Source organism: Stenotrophomonas sp. YJH_SMC_27 (assembly GCF_059369815.1).
On the sequence record NZ_JCAFTA010000015.1, the window covers coordinates 89301 to 104275 of the forward strand.

A 14975-nucleotide genomic window follows, 5' to 3' on the forward strand; every position below is an offset into this window, starting at 1 on the left:
GAGCCCGTGACCGATATCGGCCGACGCCGGTTGTTGCAGGCCGGCGTTGCCGCCGGCCTTTCTCCGCTGCTGCCCAGCATCGCCCGGGCCGCAGCGATCGCCCCTGCCGCGCAGACGCGCAGCCTCGAAGACCTGCAGCACATCGTGGTGTTCATGCAGGAGAACCGTTCGTTCGACCACTACTTCGGCACGCTGCCGGGGGTACGTGGCTTCGGTGATCGGTTCGTCGCCCCGGCCGCCGCGCTGCAAGCAGGTGGCCGCACCCGCAGCCTGTGGCTGCAACCCGATGCCAGTGGCACGCGGGCGATCGCACCGTTCCCGCTGGATACCGCCGCGCACTTCGGCTACATGCGGGTGGAAGGCACGCCGCACACCTGGCCAGACGCCCAGCGTGCCTGGGACCACGGGCGCATGGGGCACTGGCCGAAGGCCAAGCAGAACCACTCGATGGGCTACTTCCAGCGCAGCGACCTGCCGTTCCAGTTCGCGCTGGCCGATGCCTTCACGATCTGCGATGCGTACCACTGCGCCATGCAGGCCGGCACCAACCCGAACCGGGTGTTCCTGTGGACCGGCCAAAACGATGCACAGGCCCGTGCCGGTGGCCCGGTGATCGCCAACTCGCATGACAACTTCCCCGAACACGGCGGGCATCCGGCGTCGTACCGCTGGACCAGCTATGTCGAGCGCCTGCAGAACGCCGGCGTATCCTGGCAGATCTACCAGGACATGGCCGACAACTTCACCGACAACCCGCTGGCCGGCTTCGAGGCGTTCCGTCGTGCCTACAGCGCGGCACCCGGACATGATCCGCAGCTGCGCGCACGCGCTGTCAGCACCCGTGGCCTGCCACAGCTGCGCCAGGACGTACTCGACGGGCGCCTGCCTCAGGTCAGCTTCATCATCGCCGATGCCGCCGGCAGCGAACATCCCGGCCCGTCCAGCCCGGCCCAGGGCGCGGCCTATACCGCGCGCGTGCTGGATGCGCTGACCGCCGATCCGGAAGTGTGGAGCCGCACCGCCCTGCTGCTGATGTTCGACGAGAACGACGGATTCTTCGACCACATGCCGCCACCGGCCCCTCCCTCACCGGTGAACGGTGGATGGGCAGGTGCCTCGTCGGTCAGTACCGAGGGCGAGTATCACCGTCATCCCGCACCGGGCGACGAGAAGTACGATGCCGCCGAACTGCGCGGGCGCCCGTATGGTCTCGGTCCGCGTGTGCCGCTGTACGTGATTTCGCCGTGGAGCCGCGGCGGCTGGGTCGATTCGCAGGTGTACGACCACACCTCGGTCATACGCCTGATCGAACGTCGCTTCGGCGTGGCCGCACCGGACATCTCGCCGTGGCGCCGTGCGGTCTGCGGGGATCTGAGCAACGCGTTCGACTTCGCCCAGCGTGATACCCGTCCGTTCGTGCGCGGCCTGCCGGACATGAGCGCGGTGGCCGCGCGTGCCGCCGCCCTGCCGGGACGCACCGTGCCCACGCTGCCAGAGGGGCTGAAACCAGCGAAACAGGAAAGCGGTGTACGCCCGGCGCGTGCCCTGCCCTACCGGCCGCAGGCATCGATCGCTGCGGTCGACGCTGCGGGCGTGGACCTGACGTTGTCCTGCGAAGGCGCAGCGGCTGTGCTGCATGTCTACGACCGGCTGCGGCTGGATGCGGTGCCACGCCGCTACACGCTGCTGCCCGGTAGGCCGCTGCGCGAGCGCTGGCCGCTGGATGCCCAGGGCCGCTATGACCTGTGGTTGCTCGGCCCGAACGGCTTCCACCGCCACTTCCAGGGAGCGGCCACGGGTCCTGCCGTGCAGGCTTCAATCGATCGCGTCGATGACCAACTGCGGCTCCGCCTGCGCAATCTGGGTGACAGTGCACAGCAGGTGCGCGTGCACGGCGGCGCCTATGCAGGACACATGCCCGAACAGACATTGGCGCTGCCCGCACATGCGCAGACTTCATTGGCGTGGGATGCTACGCCTACCGCCGGCTGGTATGACCTGCGCGTCAGCGCGGGTGGGAGTGTGCTGCGTTTGGCCGGCCGCGCCGAGGATGGGCGCCCCGGCACCAGTGACCCGGCGATGGGCACCGAGCCGCTGCGGTTCGAGCACGATTGAAGAATCCGTGTAGAGCCGAGCCCATGCTCGGCTGCTTTCGCCCTGGTCGCATTGCCCCGAAAAAAGCAGCCGAGCGTGGGCTCGGCTCTACAGCGCAGACCGGTAGATTCAGGCCTCCTGCAGCCCCGGCCGGCCGTGCTCCACCGCGTAGCGCTTCCAGCTCTGCATGGTACCGTTCGGTCGCATCACCGTATCCAGCGTCTTCATGTCGCCGATCCACGCATCGCGGGTGACATCGCACAGCACGTAGCCACGCTTGTCGGTGGTCGCCTTCAGGTAGGGGCTGTGGGCAAGCTGGTTCCTGGCATACGCGTCCACACCCTGGCCATCGGCGCCGGAGGTGATCGACGTGGCGAGGAACTCGCTGGAGACCACGCCCGAGTCACGGTGGTCCTGCACCAGATCGCTGGCATAGTGGCGATGCGCGTCGCCGCAGGCGGTCACCACGTTGCCGAAGCCCACCTTCTCGATGTGGTCGAGCAGGCGCCGGCGGCTGTCCAGATAGCCCGACCACTGATCGTCGGACGACTGCACCACCCCATCCTTCTCGCGCATGTAGTTGCCCAGCGCCACCTGGTGGGCGATGGTGTGCCAGCGCGGTGCGGCATCGGCCAAGCCGTCGAACAGCCAGCGCTCCTGCTTCGCCCCCACAATGCTGCGCTCCGGCGATTCCACTTCCTCACGCAGCGCCATGCTCACCTGCTTGCTGCGGTACTGGCGGGTGTCGAGCAGGTGCAGATCCATCAGCGTGCCGTAGCGTGCGCGCCGGTACATCTGCATGTGGCCATCGCGCGGGAATGCCGAACGGCGCAGTGGCATGTTCTCGTAGTAGGCCTGGAACGCCTGTGCGCGGCGCAGCAGGAATACTTCGCTGGGCGTGTCATCCTGGTCTTCGGCGCCGGCCCAGTTGTTGTCCACTTCATGGTCGTCAAAGGTGACGAACCACGGTGCCGCCGCATGCGCGGCCTGCAGGTCGGCGTCGCTCTTGTACTGGGCGTAGCGGCGGCGGTAATCATCCAGCGTGTAGATCTGCGGGCCGACGTGGTTGCGCAGGTTGGTGAACGGCTGTCCGTTCATCTTCCGCAGGCCCGGCTGGCTTTCGCCTTCGTAGATGTAGTCACCGTAGTGGAAGACGAAATCGAGTGGTTCCTCGGCGATGCGTCGCCACGCGGTGTAGTGGCCTTCTTCGTAATGCTGGCAACCGGCCACCACGAAGCGAACGCGATCCACCGCTGCCGTGGCTGCCGGCAGCGTGCGCGTGCAACCCACTGCGCTGGCGTGGCCGCCTACGGTGAAGCGGTACCAGTAGGGCCGTCCGGGCGCCAGCCCGTCCAGCTCCACGTGCACCGCGTGGCCAAGTTCGGGATGCGCCATTGCCGAACCCTGGCGTACCACCCTGCGCATGCCTTCGTCTGCTGCCAGCTGCCACTCGACCACCATCGGCCGGGCAGGCATGCCACCGCCGAACACCAGCGGCTCGGTCGCCAGCCGTGTCCACAGCACCATGCCATCGGCCGAGGGATCACCCGAGGCCACGCCCAGGGTGAAGGGCGTGTTGGCAAAGCGCGGCTTGGCCAGCAGGTTGCGCGGGTTCAGCGCGGTGGCATCGGCCTGCGCGGCCAGCGCGTGTGCCGTGCCCATCCAGGCGCCGGCAGCAGACAGGCCGGCCAGGGCCAGGAATCGCCTGCGATTGATCGTATCCACGGCGCTGCCCTCAGTTGTAGATGATGTGGAAGTAGAAGAAGCGGCCGTAGTCGTCGATCTCGGTACGGAAGCGCCCATTCGGGCCGGTGCTGTAGGTCGGCTGGGTGTTGAACAGGTTCTTGGCTTCGTACTTCAGCGTCACGTGCCTGCCGACCTTGTGGCTGAAGGCCATGTTGAACGTCATGTACGGGTCGTAGTACGAATCCAGCCATTCGGTGTCACCGAAGTCGACCAGCATCCGGCTGCGGTAGGTTCCGGAAAGGCGCAGCTGCGCGCTCCTCCACGGCATGCGCCAGATCACCGAACCATTGAGCGACCAGTCCGGCTGGTACAGCAGGCGATCCAGGCGGCGCGCGGTGCCATCACTGATGCGGTAGTCGGTCTGCCCTTCCAGCCGCGTGGCGTTGAAGTACATGTCGAAGCGCTGGCGGCCCCACTGCAGGTTGCGGTTGGCCACCGCGAACTCGACACCGCGCAGCTTCGACTCATCGGTGTTCATCGGCTGGGTGACCCGATAGTGGGTATCACCCACGTTCTCGAAGGTGGTCAGGGTGTAGATGTCGTCCTTGATCACCTTGTCGAACAACGCCACCGAGACCAGGCCGTTGTTGCCGTTGAAGTACAGGTCCCATGCAAGGTCGATGTTGGTGGAACGGCGCGGCTGCAGATCGGCATTGCCCTGCTTGATGGTGCAGAAGCCCCTGCCCTCCTCGTCATCGCCACAGCTGGTGCTGGTGGCCTGGGCGATGTTGCTCGGCGTCGGCCGGCCCAGCGTGCGGCTGGCGGAGAAGCGCAGGCGCTGGTCCTCGGTGAGCTTGAAGGTTGCGTTCAACGAGGGCAGCAGGTTGTTGTAGCCACCGCTCGTGTTGCGGAACGCAGAGCTATAGGTAGCGCCGCCATCATCGCTGAACGGACTGTAGGCATCGAAGCGGGTGTGGTCGTAGCGCAGGCCGCCGATCAGCAGCAGCCGGTCCCAGGCGTAGTGCGCGGATACATAGGCATTGGTGATGTCCTCCACGTACTTGTAGTCGCTGGTGAAGTTGGCATTCGGATACGCCGCATTGTTGCTGCCCAGTTTCGGCAGCAGTTCCTCGGTCCACTTGCGGTTGTCGATCAGCGGGAAGCCGGGCACGCTGCCCAGCAGTGTCGAACCCGGATACAGGTAGTCGTTGAGCGTGGCGCTGCTCTTGAAGTAGTCGAAGTCGATGTCCTGCCAGATCTTCAGGTGGCGGTACTCGGCGCCGGTGGCCAGGCCGAAGCCACGCGCATCGGCGTCGATGTTGTAGCTGAAATCGGCGCGCAGGTTGTCGATGCTCTCCTTGGCATCGCGCGGGGAGACGTAGGCCTGCGCCGGATTGAGCTTGAACGCGGAGCTGGTCAGCAGGCTGGAATCGGACACCGCCACCGCGTTGGGGAACCCATGGCTGTCGTTCTCGTAGTCGACGAACAGATTGCTGGGGTAGGCGCGCACACCCCAGTAGACCTGGTTGTTGTGGAAGGTCTCTTCGGTATGTCCGCCACGCAGGGTCAGCCGCGAACGGTCGCCCATGTCCCAGTTGAAACTGGCGATGGCACCACGGTTGCTGCGGTCCCAGCGGTCGTGACGGTTCTTGATGTAGATGCTGTTGATCTGGGTGGTGCCGCTGTCCTCGGTCTGGTTGCGGATCGGGAACTTGGCATTGCCGTACAGATCGGTCTTGTTCATCGTCGAGTTCTCGTAGAACCGGTACGAGTACAGCAGCAGCGATGCGTAGAACGGATCATCCGAGGGCTTCCACTCAAGCTTGGCGGAGCCACCGAAGTTGGTGATGAAGTTGGTATAGGTGCCGGTGCTGAAGTTGCCAGGCGCACGCAGCCCGTTCCAGCCCTTGGCCTCGTCCGGACCGGTGGTACCGTCGGTGAGGTATTTGCCAGCGTCGTTGTAGTAGTAGTTCGACTCCACCCAGCGCTTGACGCTGTTGCGTGAACGCTGCTCGTAGCGTGCCACCGCAACGATGCCGAACTCCTGGTCGGCGCCGAACTGGTTGGAGAACACCATCTTGGCGCTCTTGCCGAAGTGGCCCAGAGTCTCGTGGTTGCCGCCTGCGCTGCGCTCGACGTTGGTCTCGGCGGTGGAATAGATGCCCGCCACATCGGCAAACACGTACTTGCCGGACCGGTCGAAAGCACTGCGGCTGATGATGTCGATCACGCCGCCGATCGCATCCGGTGCCTGCTCCGCACTGAAGCTCTTGTAGATGTCGGTACGGGTGCCGATGTCGCTGGGAATCAGCTGCAGGTTGTTCATTCGCTCGCCGGAGCCACTGCCTCCCACGCTGGCAATCGCGATGCCATCGATGGTGGTGTAGTTGAGGTTGGCCTGTACGCCGCGCACGGTCACGTAACGTGGCTCGCCGGCATCCTCCACCGCACTCAGGCCTGGAGCGGCCATCAGGCTCTCGGCCAGGGTCTCGTCGCCGTAGCTGTCCATCTCGTCGTACACCACCGAATCCTTGATCACCGGTGAGCGCTTCTTCTGGTCGATGACCTCATGTGCAGCAATCACCTTCACCGTGTCCAGGGTCGGCGCCACCATTGCCTCGGCCTCGCGCGGCTTCGGCGCGGCCGGCTTCGGTTGGTTGCGTGCTGGCGCCGGATCGATGGCGATGACATTGCCATCCACCACGGTGTACCCCAGGCCGGTACCGGCCAGCAGCGCGTCCAGCGCCTGCCTGACGGTGGCACCGCGCGGCACCGCACCGGCCATGCGGGCATCACCGCCGGCCGAGTACAGGAACTGCACCCCGGAACTGCGCGACAACTGCTCCAGCGCACGCGCCAACGGCTGCGCCGCGATCGGCGTGGATACACGCGCCTCCAGGCCATCGGCACCGGCGGCGAAGGCCAGCGGCACGCTGCAGGGAGACAGGGCGAGGATGATCGACAGGTAGAGCGTGTTGCGCATCACGGGTCCTTGGAAGAGAGAGAAGGCAGCAGGCGCCGCTGCGTGGCTCGGCAGCGGCTTCTCCCAAGTAAGAGCCCGCATCCACCGAAGTGGAGAACGCGGATTCGATGAATTTTTTTTGACAGTCCACGGCCATGTCGGCCTCAGCGACTGCCAACCCGCACGGTGTCGCCTTCGCGCCTCACCACGAAACGCGGGTCGCGTTCGAGGAAGGCTTGCAGTGCACCGATGCGATGCGCATCGAGACTGCCCGACAACCGTGCCGATGCCGCGCCTTCGTCCAGCACGCGGACCTGCACCTGGTTGTGCCGGTTGAAGGCAGCGGCCACCTCGTCCAGCCGCTCATCCAGGAAGGACACCTTGCGTTGCTGCCAATCCAGCAGCATCGACAATGGCAGGTCCAAGGACTCGACCGCATGGCTGCCCGCGTCGACCTGCACCACTCGGCCTTCGCCCAGTTGCGCAAGACGCCGGGCGTCCGCACCCTGGCTCCAGATCTCCACCTCGCCGGAAACCACGCCGATGCGCGTGCTCTGCAACCGTCGGGACACATCGAACACCGTGCCGATGTCCCGGATCTCCAGGCCGTTCACCTGCACCTCGAACGGACGGTGGTCACGGGCGATATCGAACGTGGCCTCACCCTGCAGCAGCTCCACCTTGCGGCTGAACCAGCCCATGCGTACCCGCAGGCGGCTGTCCGCGTTGAGCCGCACCTGGGTCTGGTCGGGCAGCACCAGGTCGCGAAGTTGGCCCTGTCCGGCACTGTAAAGCTGCTCGGTGGGCATCACCTGCGGAACCAGGCCCGCGCCGAGCAAGGTGATACAGGCTGCGGCAGCTGCCACCCACCAGCGCGCACGACCGCGCCGCGGCACAGCGCGCGGCGGCGCGTGCACGCCACCGAACAGCGGCACCACCTTGGCCGACGTCGCCTCCCGCAGCGGCGGCGCCTCGTCAGCCAACGACGATTGCAGCGCTTCGCCCACCTGCTGGTGCAACGAGAGCACGCGCAAGTAGGCGCGCACATGCTCCGGCGAGCGCTTCATCCAGTCCAGGAACGCGAGGCGCCCGGCCTCATCCAACGGCCCCTCGCGGTTGCCCAGGAACCAGTCCATGGCCTCGCAGGCGATCGTGTCGTCGGCCACGGGCGATGAGGTCCGGTTCATGTGAGCTCCCTGGCGCCCAGCGCCTTCCTGCAGGCCTCCAGCCCCTTGCCGATGTGCTTGCGCACCATGTGCACCGACACCTGCAGCTGCCGGCTGATTGCCGGGCAGTCCAGTCCGTCGCGGTAGTGCAGCTCCATCACCCGCCGCGTGGTTGCCGGCAGTCGTGCGATGGTGCTGCGGATATCGTTCCAGCGCTGCGCACGCTCGAAATCACCTTCGATGTCTTCTTCGCTTTTCAGCACTTCGGCCAGCAGGTCGACGTCTTCCAGCGGCGGCAGCGACGACCGCGCGCGCGCATGCTCGCGCGCCAGGTTCGCCGCCACGGTGAACAGGTAGGCTTCCGGGTTCTCGACCGCATCGGCATCTTCGCCGGTGCTGCGCAGCAGGCGCAGGTAGACCTCCTGCGCCAGGTCTTCGGCATCCTCGCTGGCCGAACCGCGACGCAGGAAGAAGCCACGCAGCAGCCGGCGCCGCAGCGCGTAGCTTTTCTCCCAGATCCTCACGCTGTTCACGGCCGGCCAACCACCCCGAGGCTGGAAAGCCCCGCAGGGTGACCGCCATCGATGACAGTGGCGTTTCAACGACCGGCAGGCAGCCGCTAGAATGCGGCCCCTGCAATGTCCCGGCAGCCGGCACAAGGAGTGCCCCGCAATGAACGCCCGCACCGCCATCAACACCCTCAGCAGCCTGCTGTTCCTGCTGCTGGTCGCCCACACCACCGCCTACCAGCAGCAGATGTGGCCGCCCAGCCGGGTCATCCATGTGCATCCGGTAATCGTCGTCCTCGCCTATGCGCTAGGTGTGCTCACGCTGCTGTTGTGGATCGGCGGTCGTCGTGCACCGGAACCCGCCCAACGCCTGGCGCGCTGGTTGCCCGTCGTCGCCTGGTGCCTGCTGGGCATCGGCGTGGCGATCATCCCGGTGTTCCTGCCGGGGCTGTCCCCGGCCTGATCAGCGGCCGCGCCCAGCGCATCGGCCCATGATACGGCGCGCGGCACCAACCCTTGCTTGCCAGAGACCCAAGCCCCGCCCGCCTATCGAGGCGTGGGGGGCAGGCCTACGCTTGTCTTCTCGGTGGCCGCCACGGTCGCCCTTCGCGTCACGGCGCCCGCCATTGCGACCCCGCTCCAGTGCTGTGCGCCCTGCCGGTGTTGTCGCCCAGGCAGACCTCCGACCGGCGCCCTCTGGAGACAGCCATGAACCAAGCCCTCATTCCCTTCGATACCGATCCACTGGAAACCCAGGAGTGGCGTGAATCGCTGGAGGCGGTGATGCAGGCCGGCGGCCGGCCGCGCGCGCACTACCTGATCGACCAGCTGAGCGATCTGGACGCCCGGCAGCACGGCGACCTGCATACCCGTGCCTGGACCGCCTACGTCAACACCATCCCGCCCGAGCGCCAGCCGGCCTACCCGGGTGACCTGGCCATCGAGCGCCGCCTGAACGCGATGATCCGCTGGAACGCGATGGTGATGGTGCTGCGTGCCGGCAAGCGTTCCAACGTCGGCGGCCACATCGCCACCTACCAGTCGGCGGCAGTGCTGTACGACGTGGGCTTCGATCATTTCTTTCGTGGCCGTACCGACACCTTCGACGGCGACATGATCTACATCCAGGGCCACTCCGCGCCAGGGATCTACGGCCGCGCGTACGTGGAAGGCCGCATCGATCCGGCACGGATGGACAACTTCCGCCGCGAAGCCGGCCGCGAAGGCCTGTCCTCATATCCGCACCCGCGCCTGATGCTGGAGTTCTGGCAGTTCCCCACCGTGTCAATGGGGCTGGGCCCGTTGACCGCTGCCTACCAGGCGCGCTACATGCGCTACCTGGAATACCGCGGCCTGAAAGAGCACCAGGGCCGCAAGGTCTGGACCTTCCTCGGCGATGGCGAAATGGATCAGCCCGAATCGCTGGCGGCGATCTCGCTGGCCGGCCGCGAGCGGCTGGACAACATCGTGTTCGTGGTCAACTGCAACCTGCAGCGCCTGGACGGGCCGGTGCGCGGCAACGCCAAGGTCATCCAGGAACTGGAAGGCACCTTCCGCGCGGCCGGCTGGAACGTGATCAAGCTGATCTGGGGCAGTGGCTGGGACGACCTGCTGGCCCGCGACCACAGCGGCCTGCTGCGCCAGCGCATGATGGAATGCGTGGATGGTGACTACCAGACCTTCAAGTCGCAGAGCGGTGCCTACGTGCGCGAGCATTTCTTCGGCCGCTACCCCGAGCTGCTGGAACTGGTCGCGCACATGAGCGACGACGATATCTGGGCGCTGGCGCGTGGCGGCCATGATCCGCAGAAGGTCTTCGCTGCCTACCAGCAGGCGGTGAACACCAGCGGCCGGCCGACGGTGATCCTGGCCAAGACGGTCAAGGGTTTCGGCATGGGCGAAGCGGGCGAAGGCCAGAACATCAACCACCAGCTGAAGAAGATGAGCGCCGATGCGGTGCGTGCCTTCCGCGATCGCTTCAACCTGCCGGTCAGCGACGAGCAGCTGGAGGACATGCCGTATCTGCGACCGGAGCCGGGCAGCCCCGAGGCGGCCTACTTCGCCGAGCGCCGCCGCATCCAGGGCGGCCAGCTGCCGGCGCGGCTGGCGAAGGTCGATCCGCTGCCGCTGCCGCCGCTGTCGATCTTCAACACCCAGCTGCAGGGCAGCGGCGATCGCGGCCAGTCCACCACCATGGGCTTCGTGCGCATCCTCACCCGCCTGCTGAAGGACCCGGAGCTGGGCAAGCGGGTCATTCCGATCGTGCCCGATGAATCGCGCACCTTCGGCATGGAAGGCCTGTTCCGCCAGATCGGCATCCACTCCTACCTGGGCCAGCTGTACACCCCGCAGGACGCCGGCCAGCTGAGCTATTACAAGGAAGCCAAGGACGGCCAGATCCTGCAGGAAGGCATCAACGAATCCGGTGCGATCTGTTCGTGGATCGCGGCCGGTACCGCCTACAGCAACCACGGCCTGGCCACGATCCCGTTCTACATCTTCTATTCGATGTTCGGCCTGCAGCGCGTCGGTGACCTGGCCTGGGCCGCCGCCGATGCGCGCACCCGTGGATTCCTGCTGGGTGCCACCTCCGGCCGCACCACACTGATGGGCGAAGGCCTGCAGCACGATGACGGCCACAGCCACGTGCTGTCATCGGTGATTCCCAGCTGCGTGTCCTACGACCCGACCTACAACTACGAGCTGGCGGTGATCATCCATGACGGCCTGCGCCGCATGTATGTCGACCAGGAAGACATCTACTACTACATCACCGTGCTCAACGAGAACTATCCGCAGCCGGCACTGCCGGAGGGTGTGGAAGCGGGCATCCTGAAGGGCCTGTATCTGCTGCATCCGGCAGCGGCCGACAGCGCCTCGCAGCCACGCGTGCAGTTGATGGGCAGCGGCTCGATCCTGCGCGAAGTGGAAGCCGCGGCAGAACTGCTGCAGCAGGACTTCGGCGTCGCCAGCGATGTATGGAGCGCCACCAGCCCGACCGAACTGCGCCGCGACGGCCTGGCCGCCGAACGCTGGAACCTGCTGCATCCGGCCGAGGAGCCGCGCGTAGCCTACGTGCAGCAGTGCCTGCAGGGCCATGAAGGCCCGGTGGTGGTCGCCACCGACTACATGAAGATCGTAGGCGACCAGATCCGTCCCTTCATCAACGACCGCCGCTTCACCGCACTCGGCACCGATGGCTTCGGCCGTTCCGACACACGTGAATCGCTGCGCACCTTCTTCGAAGTGGATCGCCACTTCATCGTGCTGGCCGCCCTGAAATCACTGGCTGACGAAGGCCGCATCGAACGCTCGCGGATGCAGGAGGCCATCGACAGGTACGGCATCGACGCCGGCAAGCGCGACCCGGCCGCGGTATAAGCCTGCTGCATTCACCACGCCCGCTGTGCGGGCGTGGTGCAGGCGGCGCCGCTACGGTATCCGCTTGAACAGATTGGTCTGCAGGATCGGCGTACCGTCGTGACCGTAGAACGCCTTGGTCTCGGTCATCGTCGTACGGTCGGCCGCCACGGTATAGATGCGGGTGGAGGCCGGCGTGCCGTGGTCCACCAGCTGCATCACCAGGGTGTTCGGCGCCGGCAGTTTCAGGTTGGCCTTGTCCGCGCCGTAGGTGCCGGACAAGGGCCCCGGCGTACCGTCGAGGGACAGCGTGCCATCGGACTTCATGGTCCTGCCGTCGTGCAGCACGATGTCGACGTGCGAACTCCAGCGTCCACCCCCGGCATCCTTGAATTCCAGCACCACCTGTTTCGGGCGCTGCGCCTCGGGCAGCGCCGAGGTGGCAATGTCCAGCGACCAGCGTCCCAGCAGCGGTGAGGGCGAAGCCTCCACGGCCAGCGCCGGAACGGCGGCCAGCGAAAGCGCAGACAACAACACAGCGGACAGCAGCTTCATACGTTGCTCCGTTTCCGTGAAGAAGATGCTGCGTGAAGCGCTGTGGGGCGCAGCATCCGGATCGTGCACAGCATCGGCGCCCCGCACAAGGCAGAGCGCTGAACGGCCGGCAACCTCATTCGCGCCTCCCGTGCGTTCGGCCTCGCGACTAGAGCCCAAACGCCCTTGTTGCCTGCAAGAGTTACGTTATAACATTTCACGTAATCTTCACGGAGCGTGTCATGCGTCGCCATCTGCTTGCTGCTGCCATTCTGTTCGCCGTCCACACCACCCAGGCCGCAGACGAACCCACCCTCCCCACCCTCCAGGTCCAGGCCTCCCAGCCCTCGCGCATCGACACCCGGGTCACTGTCGACAACCCACAAGCGCAGAACCGCACCCTCGGCGGCCTGCTCGAACACGTCTCCGGCGTGCAGAGCAGCGCCTTCGGGCCAAACGCGGGCGCTCCGGTCATCCGCAGCCTCAGCGGCAACCGCGTGCAGATCCTGCAGGACGGCCAGTCCATCCTCGGCATGAACGCGATCAGCGGCGACATCAACATTCCGTTCGATCCGCTGTTCGTACCCAGTGTGACCGTCAACAAGTCCTCCGACACCGTGCGCTACGGCGGCAATGCGATCGGAGGCAGCGTGGAGATCGATCCGGGCCTGATCTCGCGCAGCATGGAAGACAAGGACCAGTCGATGGAACTGGTCCTGCGCAAGGGCTTCAATGCTGCGGACGCGCAGGGCTTCCGCATGAACTTCAACAACCAGCGCAACGTCTCGACCAACCTGCAGGTCTCTCGGCAGCGCATCTCGCACTACGACATCCCCGGCAACAGCAAAGCCAGTGTCTGCAACGCCGCGCTGTTCCCGCCCACCGGCGGCGTCAACTCGGCGCTGGCCGACAGCTGCCAGAAGGAGGCGCGGGTCCAGCAGACCTACAACAAGGCCTCGCAACCTTACATCGACCAGTTCATGACCGAGAACCCGGACTGGGCCGATGGTGATTTCTCGTTCTACACCAACAACCCGACTTCGGTCTGGCAACGCCGTACCTATATCAATCCGGTCAATCCGGCCTATGTCGCCGGCGCGCCGTCATACGTACAGAAGCAGATCAACAATGATGTGACGCCCGATTACCATCACCGGTTGGGCAACAGTTACGCGAGGAATTCGCAGGTGGCGTTCGGGTCGACCCTGTTCTTCGACCGTGGTTACGTGGGTGTCAGCATCGATGCCAAGGACAGCGAATACGGCGTGCCCGGGTTCTCGATGCAGAACCTGTCGTTCGGTTCCAACTACGCCAACGCATTGCCGGTGGGCGTGGTGATCAAGCAGGAACGCTACGCACTGGAAGCCCTGTTGCGCGACCCGCTGCCGTGGTTCGAGCGCGCTGAACTGCGTGTTTCGAAGCTGGACAACACCTCGGGCGAACGGCTGGGTGCCACCCGGGCCAACGACTACGATTTCGAGAGCACCCAGGCCGAACTGCTGTTGAGCCATCAGCGTGTCGGTCCGCTCAGCGGCCTGCTCGGTTACAGCCACCAGTCGCGTGATGTCACCGGCAGCGGCTCGCTGCGCTACCTGCCTGACGTCGACACCCGCAGCAACGCGATGTTCCTGAAGGAGACGCTGGACTTCGGCTGGGCCAGTTTCGACGCTGGCGTGCGCCACGAGCGCGTTGACCATGACCTGCAACCAAGCCGCTTCAAGACCGCGCGCAATGCCGCCAACACGAAACTGCAGGACCGCGACTACCGGCTCAACAGCTACAGCCTGGGATCGTATGTCGAGCTCGGTCCGTTGTTCGCCGCCAAGGTGCGCTACTCGTCCTCGCAGCGCGCACCGGAGATCAATGAGTTGTATGCGAGCAACGCGCACTACTCGGTGATGACCCAGGAAGAAGGCAACCAGAACCTCGAGCCAGAGCGCGCGAAAAACCTGGAGCTGACCGGCCTGTTCCATGTCGGAGGGTTCGAACTGTCGGCCACCGCGTATCGGATGAAGTACGAGAACTATCTGTACCTGGGTTACTCGGGCGTGCAGACCGCCAACCGCCTGCCGCTGAAATACTGGAAGCAGACCGACACCACGGTGAAGGGCTTCGAGATCGACGCATCGCAGGCCCTGGACCTTGGCCGCTATGGCACGTTGAACATCTCCGCCTTCGCCGACCTGGTGAAGAACAAGGCCGATCACCCCGATTCGCTGCGTGCCCACAACGACGGCGAGTACCTGCCGAACATGCCGACCAACCGCTACGGCGCCAATCTGCAGTGGCAACGCGAGGGTTGGAAGGCGCAGCTGTCCAGCACCTACTACGACACGCAGAAGTACCTCGGCCGCAACGTCAGCGAGGAAGTGCCACTGGATGCCTTCAACCTGGTCGACCTGCAGGTCAGCCGTGAGCTGCCGGTACGCAACAGCTACATCGCCGGCATGGAGGTGTTCGTCAACGGCAGCAATCTGCTCAATGAAGAAGCACGCCCGCACAACTCGCCGTTGAAGTACATCGCGCCGTTGCCGGGGCGTGGTTTCCAGGTGGGGGTGACGGTGAGGCTCTGACGATCGAACGCGTCGGTACGCGCCTGCGGGCAAATGGCCTGCAGGCGTTCTCCCCCGCCCCCTGCGGGGTTGCGCCACATTCACCGGTTGA

At 65.6% G+C, this 14975-nt stretch carries 9 protein-coding genes; 4 read left to right on the plus strand and 5 right to left on the minus strand.

Features of this window, described 5'->3' with window-relative positions; translation table 11 throughout:
- Nucleotides 1-6: 6 nt before the first annotated feature.
- Nucleotides 7-2115, plus strand: coding sequence for a phosphocholine-specific phospholipase C (locus tag AC5P7R_RS18930; RefSeq protein WP_478436391.1), 2109 nt, complete (start codon nucleotides 7-9; stop codon nucleotides 2113-2115).
- 108 nt (nucleotides 2116-2223) lie between these two features.
- Here the strand turns inward: AC5P7R_RS18930 and AC5P7R_RS18935 are convergent, their stop codons facing one another.
- From AC5P7R_RS18935 to AC5P7R_RS18950, 4 genes are all read right to left on the minus strand, one after another.
- A complete protein-coding gene (locus AC5P7R_RS18935; protein ID WP_478436390.1) occupies nucleotides 2224-3819 on the minus strand; it encodes an alkaline phosphatase D family protein in 1596 nt (531 codons plus the stop codon).
- A gap of 10 nt (nucleotides 3820-3829) precedes the next feature.
- Complete coding sequence (locus AC5P7R_RS18940; RefSeq protein WP_478436388.1) at nucleotides 3830-6763, minus strand: TonB-dependent receptor; 2934 nt, start codon at nucleotides 6761-6763, stop codon at nucleotides 3830-3832.
- 143 nt (nucleotides 6764-6906) lie between these two features.
- Nucleotides 6907-7929, minus strand: a complete 1023-nt coding sequence (locus AC5P7R_RS18945; protein WP_478436386.1) for a FecR family protein — start codon at nucleotides 7927-7929, stop codon at nucleotides 6907-6909.
- Complete coding sequence (locus AC5P7R_RS18950) at nucleotides 7926-8441, minus strand: RNA polymerase sigma factor (protein WP_478436385.1); 516 nt, start codon at nucleotides 8439-8441, stop codon at nucleotides 7926-7928. The genes AC5P7R_RS18945 and AC5P7R_RS18950 overlap by 4 nt, the downstream gene beginning before the upstream one ends.
- Before the next feature lie 139 nt (nucleotides 8442-8580).
- Here AC5P7R_RS18950 and AC5P7R_RS18955 point away from each other — a divergent pair, with 139 nt between their 5' ends.
- The gene (locus AC5P7R_RS18955; protein WP_478436384.1) at nucleotides 8581-8880 is read left to right on the plus strand and encodes a hypothetical protein; all 300 of its coding nucleotides are present in this window, start codon (nucleotides 8581-8583) and stop codon (nucleotides 8878-8880) included.
- A 245-nt stretch (nucleotides 8881-9125) separates the two neighbouring features.
- On the plus strand, nucleotides 9126-11798 hold the full coding sequence (gene aceE / locus AC5P7R_RS18960; protein ID WP_478436382.1) for a pyruvate dehydrogenase (acetyl-transferring), homodimeric type: 2673 nt from the start codon (nucleotides 9126-9128) through the stop codon (nucleotides 11796-11798).
- Between the two features lie 51 nt (nucleotides 11799-11849).
- Here the strand turns inward: aceE and AC5P7R_RS18965 are convergent, their stop codons facing one another.
- Nucleotides 11850-12332, minus strand: a complete 483-nt coding sequence (locus AC5P7R_RS18965; RefSeq protein WP_019658860.1) for a hypothetical protein — start codon at nucleotides 12330-12332, stop codon at nucleotides 11850-11852.
- A 221-nt stretch (nucleotides 12333-12553) separates the two neighbouring features.
- Between AC5P7R_RS18965 and AC5P7R_RS18970 the strand changes: the two genes are divergently transcribed.
- Entirely contained in the window at nucleotides 12554-14884 is a 2331-nt protein-coding gene (locus AC5P7R_RS18970; RefSeq protein WP_495214136.1) for a TonB-dependent receptor, read from the plus strand.
- The last annotated feature ends 91 nt before the right edge of the window (nucleotides 14885-14975 follow it).